Origin of the sequence: uncultured Azohydromonas sp., from assembly GCF_937926365.1 — a bacterium.
GTDB lineage: Bacteria > Pseudomonadota > Gammaproteobacteria > Burkholderiales > Burkholderiaceae_C > Azohydromonas.
On record NZ_CALAOH010000091.1, the window covers coordinates 1 to 17,067 of the forward strand.

The following is a 17,067-nucleotide window of genomic DNA, read 5'->3' on the forward strand; positions in this document are numbered from 1 at the left end:
CAAGATCGACGAGGTGTTCATCGGCTCGTGCATGACCAACATCGGCCACTTCCGTGCCGCGGGCAAGCTGCTCGAAGGCAAGAAGGACATCCCGGTGCGCCTGTGGGTGGCCCCGCCGACCAAGATGGACGCCGCCGAGCTGACCAAGGAGGGCTACTACGCCACCCTGGGCGGCGCCGGTGCCCGCATGGAGATGCCGGGCTGCTCGCTGTGCATGGGCAACCAGGCGCAGATCAAGGAAGGCTCCACCGCGATGTCCACCTCGACCCGCAACTTCCCCAACCGCCTGGGCAAGAACACCAACGTGTTCCTGGGCTCGGCGGAACTGTCGGCGGTCGCCTCCAAGCTGGGCCGCATCCCGACCCCCGAGGAATACCTGGCCGAGATCGGCGTCGTCACCAAGAACGCCGACCAGATCTACAAGTACATGAACTTCGACCAGATCGAGGAGTACGCGGAAGTGGCGCAGGGCGTGAACGCCTGAGCACCTTCACGGCCGTGGCCTGACACAGGCCGCGACTGACGCATGAATAGAAAGGCCCGCGCAAGCGGGCCTTTTTCGTTGGGCGGCCGCGCTCGCGGGCCGGGCGGGCGGCTGCCGCTGGGGCGCAAGGGGGCGGGTGGACGGACAGCGGAATCGATCTCTCCCGGGGCGGCGTCCGCAGTTGCAGCCCGCTCCCAGACTCCGCCCCCATGCCCGGCAATCTCTCGCCCGACACCATCAGCCGCCTGTGGCTGCCGCGCCCCACGCTGGCGAGCTGCGTGCGCGCCGCGCTGGCCCGCGACACGCGCGCCGCGGTGCTGGACGACGCGCAGTGCATGGACCACCTGCCCTCCACGCCGCTGTGCACGCTGTTCTGGCAGTTCGAGGGCACGGCCGAGCTGCTGCCGCCCGGTGCGCCGGAGAGCCTGTCGGTGCCGCGCGAGCGGCTGGAGCCGCGCGCCATGCTGCTGGGGCCGAGCACGCGCCCGTCCATGGGCTGGCACGCCGGCCCCTGCCACGGCCTGATGGTCCTGTTCACCTCCGATGCCCTGCACCGCCTCACGGGCCTGGAGGTGGCGGCCTGGGTCAACCGCCGCGCCGACGTGCGCGAGGCGCTGCCCGCCGACTGGATCGCGATGTGCGAGGCGGTGCTGGCCGAGACCGACGACGACGCCCGCGTGGCGCGCGTGCAGGACTTCCTGGAGCCCCGCTGGCAGGCCGTGCGCCCGGCGCTGCCGCTGCGGGCGCACCGCTACCTGGACTGGGCGCACTCCCTGGCGGCGCATGCGGCGCTGTCGGGCGCGGGCCGCAGCCTGCGCCAGGTGGAGCGGCGGGTGAAGCGCTGGGCCGGTCTGCCGATGCGCTCGCTGCTGGGCATGGGCCGGGCGGAGCTGGCCTTTTTCAAGGGCATGGCCGAGGCGGCCGAGCGCGGCGCGCCCAACTGGGCCGAGCTGGCCGATGCCAGCGGCTATGCCGACCAGTCGCACCTGTGCCGCGAGGTGCGCCGCGTCACGGGCTTCAGCCCCGAGGAGCTGTACCGGCGCATCCAGGAGGACGAGGGCTTCTGGAGCTACCGGCTGTGGGCCTGAGGCGTGAAGCCCGCCCCGCGTGCCCTGCCCCTCAGCGCCCCTGCTCCTGCGACCGGCTGGTGGCCGGGAAATGGTCCAGCCAGCCGCCGACCTCGCGCCGGTAGGCCTGGTCGTTGAGGTCGGGCCAGGCGTTCTCGTCGAAGCCGCGCTTCATGTCGAGCTGTTCGCGCGGCACGTTGAGCACCAGGTCGCCGTCGCGCTTGCCGGCGGGCGCGTTCAGCGCCGTCAGCGGCAGCGCCAGCAGCTTGTCGTCCGGGCTCCATTTCTTGTCGAAGTCCAGCACCACGTAGTGCACGCGCTGCTGCGCCATGTTCACCACCACGTCCTCGATCTCGCCGGCATCGGCGCCCTGGCGGTCGTTGACGTCCTTGTCCAGCAGCTGGCTCATGCGCATGAGGCGCTGGCCGCCGGCGGCGGCCGTGGAAGAGCGCTCGCTGCTGCGGCCGGCGGCACCAAAGTGGCGGTCCACGTCGCGCCAGTAGGCATCCGCGTCCAGCCCGGGCCAGCGGGACTTGTCGAAGCCCGGCGCCGCGTCGAGCTGGTTCTTGTCCACCGTGAGCACCAGGTCGTCGCTGTCGGTCGAGGTACGGAAGGCATTGACGGGATAGGCGAAGAGCTTGTCCCCCAAGCCGGCCACGCCGCCGAAGGACAGCACCGCGTACTGCAGCCGGCCGCTGCCCAGGTCCACGATCAGGTCGTTGATCTCGCCCAGCTTGGCGCCATTGGGGTCGCGCACCTCGCGGCCGATGATCTGGCTCGCGCGCGCGTCGCGCGCCAGGGCGCCCTGCGCCGCCGGCGCCGCGGTGGCCTTGGACGTCTGGGACGGCTGCACGGCCTCCGCCGCGAGCACCGCCGGCGCGGTCAGCACGCCGGCCAGCGACAGCAGCAAGGCCAGGGAACGGGGTCGAAGTGAAGCGTTCTTCATGCGTTTCTCCGGAGTGGATCGGTCCATGGGTCGCCACGCCGTGCAATGGCTGCGGCAACGTGGCTGACGGCATCACCACCGGGCAAGGCCGGGACCCGCACGCCGGGATGACGATGCAAACGCAACCCCCGGCCCAGATGCGCAAAAGGGCCGTGGCGCTTGGCGCCGCGGCCCTTGCGGGGCTGCCGGCGGCCGCATCGGCACGGCCGCCAGAGGGCTGACTCAGCGGCCGGTGCTGCCCGTACCGCTGCCCGTGCCACCGGGCGCGCCGCCGTTGGGGCCCACGGCCGTGCCGGCCTGGCCCTGATCGGCCGTGGAGCCGCTGTTGCCCGAGGAGGCGCTGCCGGTCCTGGAGGAGCTGCCGGCGCTGCTGCCGCTGCCCATGGTGGAACCGCTGCCGGTGGTGGAGCCGCTGCTCATGCCGCTGCCTGAAGTGCCGGAGGACGTGCCACCCGGCGCACCGGCGTTGGGACCCACGGCCGTACCGGCCTGGCCCGGATCGGCGGTGGAGCCGCTGTTGCCCGAGGAGGCGCTGCCGGTCCTGGAGGAGCTGCCGGCGTCGCTGCCCGTGCCGGCGCCGGTGGTGGAGTTGCTGCTGCCCGACATGCCGCCGGAACTCATGCCGCTGTCGGTGCCGGTGCGGTTGCCCTGGTCCATGCCCGAGCCCGTGGCGCCCTGCGAGCTGCCGCTGCCGGACATGCCCGTGCCGGCACCCGTGGTCATGTCCTGCGAGCCGGTGCTGCCCGTGCCGGCGGCCACGCCGGTGGTGGAGCGCGTGCCGGCCGGCATCAGCGGCACGTCCAGCGTGCCGCGCAGGGCCTCGTTGTAGGCCTGGCGGGCCTCGTGCTGGCACAGCGCGCGCGGCTGTCCGGACTGGCCGCTGTTGCAGTACTGCATGTCGGCGCGCAGTTGCGCCTGCGCGGCGCTGCGGTCCACACGCTGGGCGGCGTTCGATGCCGTGGCCGTGGCGCCCAGTGCCACCAGCACGGCGCCACTCAGGAAGGCCAGGCGGAAGTTGCGTCGGGCCATGGCGATGTGTCGGTTGTTCATGCTTTCTCCTTGAGTCCGGTAGTGGGGTGGATGGCGGCCTCGAAACGCCGCCCGGCCGGTACCCAGGAATTCAGCAAGCGGCATGCGCGCCGCGGGTGCATGGCTTGCCGGCAGCCCCGCGTCGCCCGAGGACAAGGGCGCCGGAGTCAAGCCCATGAACCATCCCTATGCCGTCTGCATCGAGGCCTGCGACGCCTGCGCCGCGGCCTGTGACCACTGCGCCGTGTCGTGCCTGCAGGAGGCCGAACCGAAGCCCATGGCGCGCTGCATCGCGCTGGACATCGACTGCGCCGCGATGTGCCGCCTGGCCTCCGGCGCGATGGCGCGCGACAGCGAGCACGCGCAGGCCATCTGCGCCCTGTGCGCGCAGCTGTGCGAGGCCTGCGGCACCGAGTGCGGCCGCCACCCCATGGACCACTGCCAGGAATGCGCCGAGGCCTGCCGCCGCTGCGCCGAGGCCTGCCGCCGCGCGGCGGTACACGGGAGCGTGGGCGCGCCTTGAAAGCGCGCCCGCCGGGAGATCAGGGCGCGATTTCCTCCGCCCAGTCGTACAACGCCCCCAGGATCTCCTGCCCGCGCTCGTCGGCCGTCTCGCTCAGGGTGTCGATGCGCTCGGCATAGGCCGCCAGCGTCAGCACGCCGCCCTGCCCTTCGTGCAGCCGCCGCGCGCGGTGCTTGTCCCAGCGCGCCCGCTCGCCCTCGTCGAGGGTGTGGGAGAAGTTGCGCGCGCGCCAACGGAAGACCAGCTCCGACAGGCGCGGATCCTCGAAAGGCGGCTCGCGCAGCGCCAGCTCGTGCGGCGGCGCGGCGCGCAGCGCGTTGAGCTTGTGGCGGTCGGCGTTGCCGACGAAGCCGCCGTACAGGTCCTCGTCCACGTCCACCGGGCCCGCGGCGGCCGGGCGCTCGAACACCTGCGCCCACAGCTGCGGCGGCAGCGGCTGCCGCTGCTTGAAGACTTCGGCGCGCGCCCATTGCTGCGCCTTGTCCAAGCCCCAACGTTCGGCCTGCGCATCGCTGAGTGTCTTCAGGTTGCCGATGACCACCGGCGACTTGTTGATGTGCACGCTCTTGATCGGCAGCCGCGTCACGCCCTCGGGCAGGTCCTGCGCGCGCGTGAACAGCCGCTCGCGGATGGCCTGGGCGTCGAGATCGAACAGCTCCTGCGGATCGGCGGCCAGGTCCCAGCACAGCAGCTCGTTGCGGTTGGACGGATGCGGCCCCAGCGGCCACATCAGCGCCAGGCAGCCGCGCTCGGCGCCGAACATGCCCGAGACGTGCAGGAAGGGTTTATCCACGCCGATCTCCGCCAGCACCGCGTCCTTGCGCCGCAGCTTGAGGCAGAAGTCCCACAGCTTCGGCTGCGCCTGGCGCAGCCGCCGCGCCAGGGCGATGGTGGCGCGCACGTCGGACAGCGCGTCGTGGGCGGCCTCGTGCGCGAGGCCGTTGGCGGCGGTGAGGTCCTCCAGCTTGAAGGACACGCGCCCGTCGGGATGCCGCGGCCACTCCATGCCCTCGGGCCGCAGCGCGTAGGCGCAGCGCACCACGTCCAGCAGGTCCCAGCGGCCGCAGCCGTTCTGCCACTCGCGGGCGTAGGGATCGATGAGGTTGCGCCAGAACAGGTGCCGCGTGACCTCGTCGTCGAAGCGGATGCTGTTGTAGCCCACGCCCACCGTGCCCGGCTGCGACAGCTCGGCCTCGATGGCGGCGGCGAATGCATGCTCCGCGACGCCATGTTCCTGGCAGTGCTGGGGCAGGATGCCGGTGAGCAGGCAGCTCTCGGGATCGGGCAGCATGTCCAGCGGCGGGTGGCAGTACAGGCTCAGCGGCTCGCCGATCTCGTTGAGCTCGGCATCGGTACGCACCCCGGCGAACTGCGCCGGCCGGTCGCGTCGCGGCACGCGGCCGAAGGTTTCGTAGTCGTGCCAGAAGAAGGTCATGTCGCTCATCGGCGGGACGATACCCGAGCCGCCACACACGCCCGTTCAGGCTGAGCCCTTCGACAGGCTCAGGGCGAACGGCGGAAACCTTCAAATGCCCGGTTCCACCCTCAGGAAGCTCGCGAAGCGCGGCAGTCCCGTGGCGCTCCAGCCGCGGTGGCGGTAGCTCACCACGCTGCCCAGCGGCGGCGGGTCGCGGCGCAGGGCGTCGCTGAAGCCGCTGCCCAGCAGGAACTCGCGCCCGTCGGGCAGGCGCAGCCGCAGCGCCACCAGCAGGCCCCGCATCCGGCCCTCGCTGCCGAAGCGCCGATCCACGACGATGCCTTCGGCGTCCTGCTGCGGCTTGAGCTTGAGCAGCAGCTCGCTGCGGCCGGTAACGTAGGGCGCATCGGCGCGATGCAGCATCAGCCCCTCGCCGCCGGAGGCCAGCACCTGCTGCAGGCGGCGCTGCAACGCCGTGCGGTCCGCCACGCGCTCCTGCGCCACCGCCTGCAGCGCGGGCGTTTCCAGGCGCGCCACCAGCTCGGCCAGTGCCTGCGCGCGCGCCTCGAAGGGCCCCGGCGCGTCCGGCAACTCGAAGACCTGGTAACGGATGCCGGCCCAGTCCGCCTCGCTCGCGCCTTGGCGCCTGGCCAGGCCCGCGAGCTCGCTGAAGCGCCCGCGCGCCAGCCACAGCTCGCCGTCCAGCGCCCGCGGCGGCAGCCGGTGCAGGAAGGCGGCCGGCGCCGGCACCGTCGCGCCGCTGCGAAAGCGCAGCCGCTGCCCGTCCCACAGCGCGCGCACGCCGTCGAACTTCTCGCTCACCAGATAGCCGGCGGGATCGACGTCGGCCGGGGCCTCGCGCGCCAGCAGCAGCGCCGGGGGTTCGTGCGACGCTGGCGCCCGCGTTGCGGGCGCAACGTCTTGCGCCGCGGGGTCCGGCGCGGTCGCGGTGGCCCGGGCCGTGTCGCCCAGCGCCCAGGCCGGCAGGGCCAGCAGCAAGTGACGGCGCGTGAGGGTTGGAGCTGGCGCACCGGGGGCGCAAAGCCCGCTGGCGAAACCGCAGCCGGCCCGGTTGCCGCTGCCGTCCCGCCCTGCCCCGCCGGTGCCCGGGCGGACCAGGCCGTCCGCCGCTGCGTGGTGATCCCAACTGCCGGTGTGCTGCATGTCGTCCATGGCCCTCTCCCGCGTCGTGGTGCGGAGCAGCATAGGAAGCGGCGCGCGGGCGCGGGCCTGGACGGAACCCGTAAGGAGCGGGCGCAGTAAGCGTTGTGGTGCGGGGGAAACAGCGCCTTTGTCGGCGACTCGCATGACGATGCCGGCCGAAGAGGAAACGTCGTCATCCCGGCGAAAGCCGGGATCCACGATCGCTGCCACGCCGCTGCACGACACCGCGCCTTACCCAACCCGCGCACTACTGCCGCCCGCCCCTGCCGGCAGCAGCCGCTTCGGGCGATGCGCCGGTAGCGGCATGGTCCAATCCCGGGATGAGTGAAAGACCCAAGATTGGATTGAAGGCTGGCGCCAAGGCGCGCGATCCGCGGCGCGCCAATGTGCGGCCCACCGCCCGCAAGGCTGGCCCGGCGCCCACTGAGGCCGAGCGCGCGGCGCGCGCGGAACAACGCAGTGCCGGCGACCGTCCCGGCTCGAAGGACCGTCGCGAAGGCCCCGCACGCGGCCCGCGCCGCGACGAACGCAGCGGCTTTGGCGACCGCCCCCGCCGCGACGAGCGCGGCAGCTTCGGTGACCGTCCCCGCCACGCCGGTCCCGGCGGACGTGACGACCGCCCGCGCCGTGACGAGCGCGGTGGCTTTGGCGACCGGCCCCGCCATGAAGAGCGCGGCAACTTTGGTGATCGGCCCCGCCACGCCGGCCCCGGCGGGCGTGATGACCGCCCGCGCCGCGAGGAACGCGGCGGCTTCGGTGACCGCCCTCCCCGCCGCGACGATCGTGGCGGCTTCGGCGACCGCCCCCGCCACGCCGGCCCCGGTGAGCGCGATGACCGCCCACGCCGCGAGGAGCGCGGTGGCTTTGGCGACCGGCCTCAACGCGCGGAGCGTGGCGGTTTCGGCGACCGTCCCCGCTTCGGCGGCCCCGCCGGCCATGACGAGCGCCCCCAGCGCGGCGAACGCCCCGGCTTTGGCGAGCGCCCCCGCCGCGAGGAGCGCCCGGCCTTCGACCGCCGCAGCCCTGCTCCCGGCCAGCCGGTGCCCCAGCGGCTGCCCGAGGCCGAGCTGAACGCAGGATCAGCACCGGTCGAGGCGGATGACGAAGCCCACGCCTCCGCTGCCGAAGCCGAGGTGGCGGCGCAGGGCGTGCGCCTGTCCAAGCATCTGGCGGAACAGGGCCTGGTGTCACGCCGCGAGGCCGACGAGTGGATCGAGGCCGGCTGGGTGAAGGTGGACGGCAAGATGGCCGTGCTGGGCCAGCGCCTGCTGCCGGGCCAGGTGGTGGACATCGACCCCGCCGCGCGCGAATCGCAGGCCAAGCGCGTGACCATCCTGCTGAACAAGCCCATCGGCTACGTCAGCGGCCAGGCCGAGGACGGCTACGAGCCCGCATCGGTGCTGGTCACGGCCGACAACCACTGGAGCGAGGACCCGGCGCGCATCCGCTTCCATCCCGGCCACGCGCGCCACCTGGCGCCCGCGGGACGGCTGGACATCGACTCCACCGGGCTGCTGGTGCTCACGCAGGACGGACGCGTCGCCAAGCAGCTCATCGGCGACGAGACGCGCGTGGAGAAGGAATACCTGGTGCGCGTGGAGTACATGCGCCCGGGCCGCCTGCCCGAGCGCGACCTGGAACTGCTGCGCCACGGCCTGGAGCTCGACGGCAAGCCGCTCAAGCCCGCGCACGTGAGCTGGCAGAACGAGGACCAGCTGCGCTTCGTGCTGCGCGAGGGCCGCAAGCGCCAGATCCGCCGCATGTGCGAAGCCGTGGGCCTCAAGGTCGTGGGTCTCAAGCGCGTGCGCATCGGCTCCGTGGTGCTCGGAAAACTGCCGCCGGGGCAGTGGCGCTACCTGGGGGAGTTCGAGAAGTTCTGACTCCCAGGGCGCTGGCCGCGAGGTGATGCGGCCGGCCCTCTATGTCGTCATGCCCGCCTTCGCGGGCATGACGAAAGCGGGACGCGCGCGGCGTCCGCTTTCGAGAGTGCGCGTCAGCCGCGGTCGGCGCGCGGCGCGCGCATGCCGCGGTCGGTGTTCACGTCCACCGCGCCATTGGCATTGCGGCCGACGTCCACGTCCACGCCCGGCACGCCGCGCGCGGTCTCGTTGCGCGCCGGCGACGCTTCGTTGGCGTTGTTCTTGTTGACATTCACATCGATGGCGCCGTCAGCGTTCTTGCCCACGTCCACGTCCACGCCCGGGACGCCACGGTCCTTCTCGGCCTGGGCGGCCGCGGTGCCCGTGCCCACGTTGGACTCGTCTGCGGCCTGTACGGCGCCGGCCAGGGCCAGCAGCGACACGGCAGTGGCGGCAAGAGTGTTGCGGATGACGTTCATGTAGTGCTCCTCTAAGACAACAGGTCATGAATCACCATCGGGAACCAACCGTGCCGGCTACGGGCGACTCCCGGGGCTTACAACCCTAGTGGCAAGGGCTGTGCCCGCCAGGCCGGGCACGGACCGCGGAGCTGCGTGGACAGGCTGGTCCGGCGCGCCGGCACGAATCGTTGCGCCAGAAACCAACCGGGGCAAAATGCCAGGCACGAAGGGGATGGCCCGGCATCGCGCCGGGTCAAAGGGTCAAAGGGTCAAAGGGTCGGAGGGTCGGAGGATGGGCCACCGCGGCTACGCGGCGCGGCCCTGGAGCATCTCGCTCACGCGCTGGTTCAGCAGCGCCAGGTTGACCGGCTTGACGAAGAAGCTCGTGTTGCCGGGCACCAGCGGCTCGTCGCCCGCATAGCCCGACATCATGATGATGGGCAGCTCGGCGCGGCGCTGGCGAAGTTGCAGTACCAGCTCGCGCCCGCCCATGCCCGGCATCCTCAGGTCGGTGATGACGAGGTCCGCCGGATCAACCTCCTCCAGCGCCAGCGCCGCGGCGCCATGCTCGGCCACGCTGACGCGGTAGCCCAGGCTCTCGAAGTAGTACTGGAACACCGTCGTCACATCGACCAGGTCGTCGACGATCAGGATGTGCGGACTCATGGATGCCAACCTTCAGCGTTCATCCGCAGAACCTCCGGGAAACCTCGGCCTTTCAGCCCTCTCCTGCGCATCGAGCACGGGCAGCGCGAGCGTGACGCTGAAGGTGCTGCCCTGCCCCGGCGTGCTGTCCAGCGCCAGCGTGCCGCCCATCATGTCCACCAGGCGGCGCACGATGGACAGGCCCAGCCCCGTGCCGCCGAAGCGCCGCGTGGTGGAGCTGTCGGCCTGCATGAAGGGCTCGAAGATGCGCGCGCGCTGGTCGGCCGGCACACCGATGCCCGTGTCCACCACGTCGAAGCGCAGCGTCGCCCGGCCGGCCTCGCGCGCGGCCAGGGCCACGCGCAGCACCACGTGGCCCGCCAGCGTGAACTTCACGGCGTTGCCCAGCAGGTTCAGCAGCACCTGCTTGAGCCGCAGCGGGTCGCCCTGCAGCACCGCGGGCAGCCCTTCGGGCAGCTCCAGCCGCAGCGACAGGCCCTTGGCCACGGCCTGCGGCTCCACCATCGCGCGCAGCGCCTGCAGCAGCGGCGCCAGCTCGAAGGGCACGGACTCCAGGTGCATCTCGCCGGCCTCGATGCGCGAAAGGTCCAGCACGTCGTTGGTCAGCGCCAGCAGCTGCTCGCCGGCCTGCTGGATGTGGCCGACGAAGCGCTGCGCGTCCTGCGGCAGCTTCATGCGCGCCATGAGCTGGCTCAGCCCGATGACGGCGTTGAGCGGGGTGCGGATCTCGTGGCTCATGTGCGCCAGGAACGCGCTCTTGGCGCGGCTGGCGGCCTCGGCCTGCGTGGTGCGCAGGCGCAGCCGCTCCTCCAGCGACTTGCGCTCGGAGAGGTCCGTCAGCACGCCCAGGAAGCCCTTGGGCTCGCCGCGTCCGTCGTGCAGCACGCTCAGGCTCAGCAGCACCGGCACGCGCGTGCCGTCGGCGCGCACGCAGGTCCACTCCTGCCCCGCCTCGGCCGGGCCCCGGGCGTCGGCCGTGCGCGCGCGCGGCCACAGCACGCGCCGGATGTCCGCCGGCAGCAGCCGCCCGCGCGTGCGCAGCTCGCGCGCATCGACGAAGTCCAACACCCGCCGCCCCAGCGCCTGCGCCACCGGCAGGCGCAGCAGCGCCTCGGCGGCCGGGTTGATGGTGGTGATGCGCCAGCGCAGGTCGGTGACAATGATGGCGCTGGCGGCGCTGTCCAGCACCGTGCGCATCTCGCGCGTGCGCTGCTGCATGCGCTGCTCCAGCAGTTCGCGCGCGGTGTGCTGTTCGTGCACGTCGGTGGCCACGCAGAACCAGCGCAGCATCTCGCCCTGGCTCAGCGGCTCCACGCGCACCAGGTGCCAGCGGTGGGCGCCGTCGTGGCGGCGGATGCGCAACTCGTGCACGAAGGGCTTGCCGGTGTTGCGGGCGTGGCGCCAGTGCGCGCGCGCCACCGGCCGGTCGTCGGGGTGCAGCGCCAGCGCCCAGCCCGCCCCCAGCGCCTCGTCATCGGTCTGGCCCGTGTACTCGCGCCAGCGGCGGTTGAACCAGTCGGCATGGCCGTCGGGGCTGCTGCGCCACAGCAGGTCGGGCACCGACTCGGCCACGGCCTGGAAGCGCATCTGGCTGTCGCGCAGTGCCGCGCGCACGGCCACCACGTCCAGCGTGGCGCCCCGCCGACGCTCCACGAGAACCGTCTGCGGCGACTCCGGGGTGCCCGGGCCGCCACCACCCGCGCTCCACGTCGCCGGCATGCCGGGCAGCACCGTGACGCACAGCCCCGCCACCACGCCCCCTTCGTCGCGCAAGGCGCTGCAGCACCAGAGCGGGGAACCCGGCGCAGCCTCGTCCGGCTCGGTCCCGGGCTGCACGCCCATCACGGGCTGGCCGGTGGACAGCACCCCCTCCACCACCGGGCCCAGCCGCTCCCACTCCCGCGTCCAGCAAGCGCGCGCCGGCTGCCCCAGCGCGGCCGGATGCCGCGCCCCGAGCAGTTCCAGCGCCGCGTCGTTGTGGAACTGGAACAACGCCGGCCCCCACCAGACCAGGCCCGGCAGCGGCGAGGCCAGGCACAGGTCGATGGCCGTGCGCAGGCTTTGCGGCCAGGACGCGCTCGGCCCCAGGGACGTGCCGCTCCAGGCGCGCTCGCGCAGCAACGCCGCGACCACACCCTGCTGGGCGGGCCATGGCATCGGGCGAGGGCGTGCCGAGGGGGCGTCAGCGTCGAGGTGGGTCATGCAAGGGCCGGGCGTACCGCAGCGCGGGGCACTGCCGACCGGCTGCCCAAGGAAAGTGGTCAAGGTGGGAACCTGAGAAGGAAAGCGACGGGAGAGCAAACGCCGGGCCTTGCCCGGGGCAGCAGGTGGAAATTCTTAACACCGCGACGCATTTTGCCCCCCGTCCGGGGGTATCGCTCGCGGCTGATACGCTCGCCCGATGCCCGTTCCACCCGTTTCACCGCCGGCCGCCTCGCGGCCGGCTGTTTCTTCCGGCGTCGTTGCCCTGGCCCTGGCGCTGCTGCTGGGGCTGCAGCCCGTCACCACGGACCTGTACCTGCCCGCCCTGCCGCGCCTGACGCGCGCCTTCGGCGCCACCACGGCGCAGAGCCAGCTCACGATGTCGGCGCTGATCCTGGCCTTCGGCATCGGCCAGCTGTTCTGGGGCCCGGTAGCCGACCGCTTCGGGCGGCGCCCGGTGCTGCTGCTGAGCCTGGCGCTCTACACGCTGGCCAGCGCCGGCGGCGCGGCGGCGCCGGCCATCGAGTGGCTGATCCTGTGGCGCACGCTGCAGGGTGCGGCACTGGCGGCGGCGGTGGTGTGCGCGCGCGCCATGGTGCGCGACCTGTACGAGCCGCACGAGGGCGCGCACGTGATGTCCAAGGGCATGTCGGGGCTGGGCCTGATCGCCATCAGCTCGCCGATCCTGGGCGGCGCGCTGGCCGCGACGCTGGGCTGGCGCGCGCCGCTGGGCGCGGTGGCGGCCATCGGCGCCATCGCGCTGGCCTTCGTGGCGCTGCGGCTGCCGGAGTCGCTGGCGCAGCGCAATCCGCACGCGCTGCGGCTGGGACCGCTGGCGGTCTCGGTGCGCGAGGTGCTGGCGAACCGCACCTTCCGCGCCTGGTCGGCGCTGGTGGCGAGCACCTACGGCGGGCTGTTCGCGATCCTGGCGCTGTCCTCCTTCGTCTACATCGAGGTGCTGGGCTTGACGCCGGGCCAGTACGGCATCGCGCTGGCCTCGGGCTCGGTGGCGTACCTGCTGGGCACTTTCTTCTGCCGTCGCTGGCTGCTGCGCCACGGGCTGGACGGCGCGGTGCGCCGCGGCGCGTGCTTCAGCCTGGCGGGCGGCGTGTCGATGGCGGCGCTGGCGCTGGCCGGCGTGCAGGAGGTGTGGGCGGTGCTGCTGCCGCAGTGGCTCTACGGCTTCGGCCACGGCATCCACCAGCCTTGCGGACAGACCGGCGCGGTGGGGCCCTTCCCGCGCAACGCGGGCGTGGCCTCGGCGCTCAACGGCTTCCTGCTGGCCGCCACGGCCTTCGTGGTGGGCCTGTGGGTGGGCCACGCCATGGACGGCAGCACGCGGCCGCTGGGCCTGGTGGTGGGGCTGTTCGGCATCGCCACCGCCGTGGTGGGCTGGACGCTGGTGCAGCGCCACGGGGTGCAACCGCGCCCGCGCACGGCATGACGGAGCGCATGGACCTGGAAACTCCCTGGATCGCCCTGGCCGGCCCCACGGCCAGCGGCAAGACCGCGCTGGCCCTGGCACTGGCCGAGCGGCTGGCACGGCCGGTGGAGATCGTCAGCGTGGACTCCGCGCTGGTGTACCGCGGCATGGACATCGGCACCGCGAAGCCCACGGCGGCCGAGCGCGCGCGGGTGCCGCACCACCTGATCGACCTGATCGAGCCCACGCAGGCCTACTCGGCCGCGCAATTCGTGGCCGACGCGGAGAAAGCCATGGCCGGCGTCCGCGCACGCGGCGCGCTGCCGCTGCTGGTGGGCGGGACGATGCTGTACTTCAAGGCGCTCATCGACGGCCTGGACGCGATGCCGGCCTCGGTGCCCGAGGTGCGCGCGGCCATCGAGGCCGACGCGGCGGCGCGGGGCTGGGCCGCGCTGCACGCGGAGCTGGCGCGGGTCGATCCGGTGACGGCCAGGCGCCTGGCGCCGCTGGACGCGCAGCGCATCTCGCGCGCGCTGGAGGTGTGGCGCGTCAGCGGCCAGCCGATCTCGGCCTTCCACCGCGAGCGCGAGGCGCAGGCGCCGGCGGGGCTGTTCCTGTCGCTGGAGCCCGACTCGCGCGCCTGGCTGCACGCGCGCATCAACCAGCGCTTCGACCAGATGCTGGACGCGGGCCTGGTCGAGGAAGTGCAGCGCCTGCGCGCGCGGGGCGACCTGCAGTTGGAGATGCCCTCGATGCGCTGCGTGGGCTACCGCCAGGTGTGGGAAGCGCTGGACGCGGGCCTGACGGGCGCGGCGCTGCGCGAGCGCGTGAAGGAGACGGGCAGCGCCGCGACGCGGCAACTGGCCAAGCGCCAGATCACCTGGCTGCGCGGCATGCCCTGGCGCCTGAGCGTGGCTTGCGATGCGCCGGACCCGCTGGCGCGGCTGCTGCAGCGGCTGCACGAGAAAGTGCCGGCGCTTTAACCAACACACATCCCACGGATTTCTCGAACGCTGAGAGCCCGTTCGTGCTGACCCTTCGATACCTCAGGGCGTGCCCTGTGCTGAGGTATCGAAGCATCAGGACGAACGGAATACGGGTTCGAAAACTTTATCGGACCCGTATCACAGCTTCATCGCATAAAACTTGTCATCCAGCCCCATGGCCGGAAAGCTCGGCGGCAATTCCTGGCGGCCTATTTCCTTGAAGCCGTTCTTTTCGTAGAAACGGGACACGGCGGGGTATTTGGATGATGTGCCCAGAAAAATCCAGCGCATGCCGCGCTCGCGGCACCAAGCCACCAGCGTCTTGAGCAGCCCGCCGGAGACACCCAATTCCAGGCCGCGGTAAGCGCGGGTCACGAACATCTTGCGCAGCGCGCCCTGTTGCTGGCCGATGTCCTGCAGTGCCACCGTCCCCACCACACGTTCCTTGTCCAGCGCCACCCAGAAATTGCCGTTGTCCCTCTGGTAGTAGCGCGGAATGTCCATCAGGTCCGGCTGCGCCTCCAGTGAAATGGGAATGTTCAGCTCGGACTGCTGGATGGGCAGGATGACCGAAGCGATGCCTTCCCGGTACTTGGCGCTGAACGGGACGATTTCTATGGATTCAGGCTGCTCGCCGAAAGATCCCTTGTCCGGCAAATTGGGATAGGTGCCCAGGCGTCGCCAGAAAGCTACCAACTCGGTGGTGGGCAGCAAGGCCACTTCGAAAGGAGGCGCCTCCATCTCAAACCCGTGCGATGGGTTTGATACTCCAGACCTGCCAGGCCGAATTTTTCAAGGTCGTTCTCGTTTCTGTTCCTGGAATCGACGGACCGGCTCGGTCCCTCCCCGGTGTGTTTTCGGACGGTTGGCACAGAAGGCCCTGGATTTGTTCGTGAAATTCGTCACGGAATTCCGGAAACATCCAGCCCCGCATAACCATGCTGATAAAAGCCGGCTCGGGCGCCCCTCTTGCCCAACCGCCCCACGCCGACCGTGAATTCCGTCACGAACCCATGCTTCAAATCCGCTCCCTCGAAAAACGCTACGCCGACAGCCCCGTCTTCACCGGGGTGGACCTGGACGCCCACCCCGGCGAATTCATCGCCATCCTGGGCGAGTCCGGCGTGGGCAAGTCCACCCTGCTCAACTGCATCGCCGGGCTCGATGAAGCCGATGCCGGCAGCGTCACGCTCGACGGCGTACAGGTGTTCCAGCTCGGCGAGGAGCAGCGCGCGCGCTGGCGGCGGGAAAAACTGGGCTTCGTGTTCCAGGCCTTCCACGTGCTGCCCCACCTGAGCGTGAGCCAGAACGTCTCCTTGCCCCTGTTGCTGCTCCAGCGCCCCGATCCCGCGCGCGTGAAGCACATGCTGGCCGTGGTGGGCCTGGAGGGTTTCGACGACCGGCTGCCGCGCACGCTCTCCGGCGGGCAGCTGCAGCGCGTGGCCATCGCCCGCGCGCTGGTGCACCGCCCGGCGCTGCTGCTGGCCGACGAACCCACCGGCAACCTCGACCCGGCCACGGCCGAGCGCGTGCTCACGCTGCTGCTGGACCAGGCCCGCGCCGAAGGGGCGATCTGCCTGCTGGTCACGCACTCGCGGACCGCCGCCGCGCGCGCCGACCGCGCCCTGTGCCTCACCGCCACCGGCTTCGAGCCGCTGCCGGCGTGAGCAGCGTGCTTCCTCTGCTGCGCCAGCTCGTCCTGCCCGAGTGGCGGCATCACCCGTGGCGGCTGGCGGTGGCGGTGCTCTCGGTCGCGCTGGGCGTGGCCCTGGCCTTCTCCGTCCAGTTGATCAACCGCTCGGCGCTGGACGAGTTCTCCAACGCCGCGCGCGCCGCCGCCGGCGAGCCCGACCTCAGCCTGCGCAGCGCCGCCCAGGGCAACCTGGACGACGCCTGGTTCGAGCGCGTGGCGTTGTCTCCCCTGGTGCAAGCCGCCAGCCCGGTGCTGGAGATCGACGCCGCGGCGCTGAACGCGGCCGGCGAGCGCGTGAGCCTGAAGCTGCTGGGCGTGGACGCGCTGCGCGTCACCCCCCTGGCCGCAGCGCTGTTCCCGGTGCCCATGAAAGGCGCCGCGCTCACCGCCTTCCTGGAACCCGACGCCGTCTTCCTCAACCCCGCCGCGCTGCAGCGGCTGAACCTGCAGCCCGGCGGCACGCTGACGCTGCAGCAGGGGCTGCAACGGCTGCCGCTGCGCGTGCTCGGCACGGTGACCGCGGGCGGCGCGCCGCTGGCGGTCATGGACATCGCGGCGGCGCAGGCGCGCTTCGCGCCCGGGAAGCTGTCGCGTGTGGACATCCGCCTGGCCACCGGCGCCGATGCGCGCGCGCTGCGCGAGGCGTTGACATTGCCCCCGGGACTGCTGCTGGCCGAGCCGCGCACGGCGGTCCAGCGCGTGTCGGACCTCTCGCGCGCCTACCGCGTCAACCTCATGGTGCTGGCGCTGGTGGCGCTGTTCGTGGGCGGCTTCCTGGTGTTCTCGGTGCTGGCGCTGTCTGTCGCTCAGCGCACGCCGCAGCTCGCGCTGCTGGGAGTGCTGGGCCTGTCGGCGGGGCAGCGGCGAGGGCTGGTCCTGGCCGAGTCCACCGCCATCGGGCTGCTGGGCAGCGTGCTCGGCCTGGTGCTGGGCACGGCGCTGGCCGCGCTGGCGCTGCGCTGGCTCGCCGGCGACCTGGGCGGCGGCTACTTCCCGGGCATCGCGCCGCGGCTGCAGTTCTCCGCCGGCGCGGCGCTGGTCTTCGGCGCGCTGGGCGTGGCCGCGGCCCTGGCCGGCGGCTGGTGGCCGGCGAAGCTGGCACGGCAGCTGGCGCCCGCCCAGGCGCTCAAGGGTTTAGGCGGCGCCA

The 17,067-nt window shown here is 72.3% G+C and carries 16 protein-coding genes; 8 read left to right on the plus strand and 8 right to left on the minus strand.

Going from position 1 to position 17,067, the window contains the following annotated elements; all coding sequences use genetic code 11:
* Nucleotides 1-484 (plus strand): aconitase family protein (locus Q0741_RS09260; RefSeq protein WP_298232915.1); only part of this gene is annotated, 484 nt, incomplete at its 5' end.
* A gap of 209 nt (nucleotides 485-693) precedes the next feature.
* The gene (locus Q0741_RS09265) at nucleotides 694-1,572 is read left to right on the plus strand and encodes a helix-turn-helix domain-containing protein (RefSeq protein ID WP_298232916.1); all 879 of its coding nucleotides are present in this window, start codon (nucleotides 694-696) and stop codon (nucleotides 1,570-1,572) included.
* A 31-nt stretch (nucleotides 1,573-1,603) separates the two neighbouring features.
* Here the strand turns inward: Q0741_RS09265 and Q0741_RS09270 are convergent, their stop codons facing one another.
* Nucleotides 1,604-2,497, minus strand: coding sequence for a PRC-barrel domain-containing protein (locus Q0741_RS09270; protein WP_298232917.1), 894 nt, complete (start codon nucleotides 2,495-2,497; stop codon nucleotides 1,604-1,606).
* 222 nt (nucleotides 2,498-2,719) lie between these two features.
* Nucleotides 2,720-3,547, minus strand: a complete 828-nt coding sequence (locus tag Q0741_RS09275) for a hypothetical protein (RefSeq protein WP_298232918.1) — start codon at nucleotides 3,545-3,547, stop codon at nucleotides 2,720-2,722.
* 154 nt (nucleotides 3,548-3,701) lie between these two features.
* On the opposite strand from Q0741_RS09275, the gene Q0741_RS09280 reads away from it, so the two are divergent.
* On the plus strand, nucleotides 3,702-4,049 hold the full coding sequence (locus tag Q0741_RS09280; RefSeq protein ID WP_298232919.1) for a four-helix bundle copper-binding protein: 348 nt from the start codon (nucleotides 3,702-3,704) through the stop codon (nucleotides 4,047-4,049).
* 19 nt (nucleotides 4,050-4,068) lie between these two features.
* Here the strand turns inward: Q0741_RS09280 and sbcB are convergent, their stop codons facing one another.
* Both sbcB and Q0741_RS09290 read right to left on the minus strand, forming a co-directional pair.
* On the minus strand, nucleotides 4,069-5,493 hold the full coding sequence (gene sbcB, locus Q0741_RS09285) for an exodeoxyribonuclease I (protein ID WP_298232920.1): 1,425 nt from the start codon (nucleotides 5,491-5,493) through the stop codon (nucleotides 4,069-4,071).
* A gap of 81 nt (nucleotides 5,494-5,574) precedes the next feature.
* Nucleotides 5,575-6,639: a DNA ligase gene (locus Q0741_RS09290; RefSeq protein WP_298232921.1), complete on the minus strand. Its 1,065-nt coding sequence runs from the start codon at nucleotides 6,637-6,639 to the stop codon at nucleotides 5,575-5,577.
* 311 nt (nucleotides 6,640-6,950) lie between these two features.
* On the opposite strand from Q0741_RS09290, the gene Q0741_RS09295 reads away from it, so the two are divergent.
* Complete coding sequence (locus Q0741_RS09295) at nucleotides 6,951-8,510, plus strand: pseudouridine synthase (RefSeq protein WP_298232922.1); 1,560 nt, start codon at nucleotides 6,951-6,953, stop codon at nucleotides 8,508-8,510.
* Nucleotides 8,511-8,623: 113 nt separating this feature from the next.
* Here Q0741_RS09295 and Q0741_RS09300 read toward each other — a convergent pair whose 3' ends face one another.
* The 3 genes from Q0741_RS09300 to Q0741_RS09310 all read right to left on the minus strand — a co-directional run bounded on the left by Q0741_RS09300 (nucleotide 8,624) and on the right by Q0741_RS09310 (nucleotide 11,773).
* Nucleotides 8,624-8,968, minus strand: a complete 345-nt coding sequence (locus Q0741_RS09300) for a hypothetical protein (RefSeq protein WP_298232923.1) — start codon at nucleotides 8,966-8,968, stop codon at nucleotides 8,624-8,626.
* Between the two features lie 288 nt (nucleotides 8,969-9,256).
* Nucleotides 9,257-9,616, minus strand: a complete 360-nt coding sequence (locus tag Q0741_RS09305) for a response regulator (RefSeq protein WP_298232924.1) — start codon at nucleotides 9,614-9,616, stop codon at nucleotides 9,257-9,259.
* A gap of 12 nt (nucleotides 9,617-9,628) precedes the next feature.
* Nucleotides 9,629-11,773, minus strand: coding sequence for a PAS domain-containing hybrid sensor histidine kinase/response regulator (locus Q0741_RS09310; RefSeq protein ID WP_298232925.1), 2,145 nt, complete (start codon nucleotides 11,771-11,773; stop codon nucleotides 9,629-9,631).
* Nucleotides 11,774-12,017: 244 nt separating this feature from the next.
* On the opposite strand from Q0741_RS09310, the gene Q0741_RS09315 reads away from it, so the two are divergent.
* Nucleotides 12,018-13,262, plus strand: coding sequence for a Bcr/CflA family efflux MFS transporter (locus Q0741_RS09315; protein ID WP_298232926.1), 1,245 nt, complete (start codon nucleotides 12,018-12,020; stop codon nucleotides 13,260-13,262).
* Between the two features lie 8 nt (nucleotides 13,263-13,270).
* Complete coding sequence (gene miaA, locus Q0741_RS09320) at nucleotides 13,271-14,224, plus strand: tRNA (adenosine(37)-N6)-dimethylallyltransferase MiaA (RefSeq protein WP_298232927.1); 954 nt, start codon at nucleotides 13,271-13,273, stop codon at nucleotides 14,222-14,224.
* 141 nt (nucleotides 14,225-14,365) lie between these two features.
* On the opposite strand, the gene Q0741_RS09325 is transcribed toward miaA, so the two are convergent.
* Nucleotides 14,366-14,941 carry a GNAT family N-acetyltransferase gene (locus Q0741_RS09325; RefSeq protein ID WP_298232928.1) on the minus strand — a complete coding sequence of 192 codons (576 nt, stop codon included), beginning with the start codon at nucleotides 14,939-14,941 and terminating at the stop codon, nucleotides 14,366-14,368.
* Between the two features lie 299 nt (nucleotides 14,942-15,240).
* Between Q0741_RS09325 and Q0741_RS09330 the strand changes: the two genes are divergently transcribed.
* Together Q0741_RS09330 and Q0741_RS09335 are read left to right on the plus strand one after the other, a co-directional pair.
* On the plus strand, nucleotides 15,241-15,894 hold the full coding sequence (locus Q0741_RS09330; protein WP_298232929.1) for an ABC transporter ATP-binding protein: 654 nt from the start codon (nucleotides 15,241-15,243) through the stop codon (nucleotides 15,892-15,894).
* On the plus strand, nucleotides 15,891-17,067 hold a 1,177-nt coding region (locus tag Q0741_RS09335; RefSeq protein ID WP_298232930.1), incomplete at its 3' end, for an ABC transporter permease. The genes Q0741_RS09330 and Q0741_RS09335, both read left to right, overlap by 4 nt.